This window comes from Agromyces binzhouensis, assembly GCF_004135055.1.
Classification (GTDB): Bacteria; Actinomycetota; Actinomycetes; order Actinomycetales; family Microbacteriaceae; genus Agromyces; species Agromyces binzhouensis.
The window spans coordinates 1-1,374 of the sequence record NZ_SDPL01000598.1; the positions used below are offsets into that span (position 1 = coordinate 1).

Annotated in this window: 3 protein-coding genes; 1 reads left to right on the forward strand and 2 read right to left on the reverse strand. The window is 74.9% G+C overall.

What is annotated here, in order from left to right; translation table 11 throughout:
• Nucleotides 1–306: type 1 glutamine amidotransferase family protein (locus ESO86_RS17005; protein WP_479722793.1), on the reverse strand; the 306-nt coding region annotated here is incomplete at its 3' end.
• A 128-nt stretch (nucleotides 307–434) separates the two neighbouring features.
• On the opposite strand from ESO86_RS17005, the gene ESO86_RS17010 reads away from it, so the two are divergent.
• On the forward strand, nucleotides 435–800 hold the full coding sequence (locus tag ESO86_RS17010) for a MobA protein (RefSeq protein ID WP_129235965.1): 366 nt from the start codon (nucleotides 435–437) through the stop codon (nucleotides 798–800).
• Here the strand turns inward: ESO86_RS17010 and ESO86_RS17015 are convergent.
• Nucleotides 748–1,374: TetR/AcrR family transcriptional regulator (locus tag ESO86_RS17015; RefSeq protein ID WP_165308260.1), on the reverse strand; the 627-nt coding region annotated here is incomplete at its 5' end. The two genes, ESO86_RS17010 and ESO86_RS17015, sit on opposite strands and share 53 nt — an antisense overlap.

Here is a 1,374-nt window from a genome sequence, read left to right on the forward strand (position 1 = left end):
GAGCCGTGCCCCGCGCGCGTGCGCGGCGCGCAGCGCGTCGACGACCGCGGCGGGCGGGTCCTCGCGGTCGGGGTGCCGGTAGCCGGGGATGAAGATCGTCTGGGCCCACTCGAACGCCTCGAGTCCGTCGGCCACGTGGTACGAGAGCCCGTCGCCGCCGGTGACGGGTCCGGGGCGCGCGCCGCACACCCGCACCTCGTACGGCATGCTCGCCCGTGTCGTGAAGGTCTGCGCCGGGATCCCGACGTCGAGCGGCTTCGCACCCTCGAGCACGAGCACCGCGACCCGGTGGTTCGACCGCGACATCACCCGCACCTCCCGAATGCGGGCCGCGCGACCTGCGCGTGCCCGCCGTGGCAAGGATGCCACCGATCGCAAGGATGTCGCATCCTGCCGCCGTCGCGACCCGCGCCGCCCGCGCGTAGCGTGGGCGCATGCCCGCCCCGGCCGACCCCGACGCATCCGTCGCCGACTTCTCGTCGCTGTTCGATCGCGGCCTGGTGCAGTGGGGGCTGCGCGGCGATCCGCACCTCTGGTCGGCGATGCGCGACTCCCTCGCCGGTGCGCCGATGCCCGAGGGGTTCTGGGACGTCCGCAGCACCGTCGGGCGCGAGTTCGCCCGCCTGACCGGTCAGCCCCTGACCGACACCGACGAGCCGCTGCGCGTCGCCGCGTTCGTCACCGGAAGCGGAATGAGCGACGGGCACGTGCTCCCGTCGTTCTGGGTGCGCACCGCCATCCCGATCCTCATCGACCGCTGGGCGGCAGTGCGATCGAGCCGGGCCACCACGACGGCATGAGCGTCGCCATCCTGGCAGCGGATGCCGCGGCATCCGTCTCGTCGCCCAGCGCCCACGTCTCGAGCGCACCGACGAGCCCGCCCGCGATGTACGCCGCGGCCTCGGCGATGGCGACGTCGTCGCTCGGCGCCCCGGGAACGCGCTGCGCGCGCCACACCTCGAGCGCGAGTCGCGCCCGGTGCCGGAGGCGCGCCTCGAGCGCGGACCGGAACACGCCGCGACTCGTCGACCCGAAGAGCGCGCGATAGCCGGCGCGGTCCTCGACGACGTGCTCGAGCACCGCGACGAGTGAGGCGAGGTATCGCTCGGCGACGTGCTCGGGCGTCTCCGCCCCCGGCTCGACGGCCACGGCGCTGAGCCGGTCGAGGTCCTGGGTGAACACGTGGAGTGCGAACGCGTGCACGTTCGGCGCGTGCGCATAGAACGTGGTGCGGTGCACGCCCGCCTCCCGGCAGAGCGCCGCCACCGAGATCGCGTCGAGCGGCTCGCGCTCGAGGAGCCGGAGCAGCGCAGCGGCGAGCGCGGCGCGCGTGCGACGGTGCCGCGGGTCGTCGACGGGCAAGGCTGCGACGCG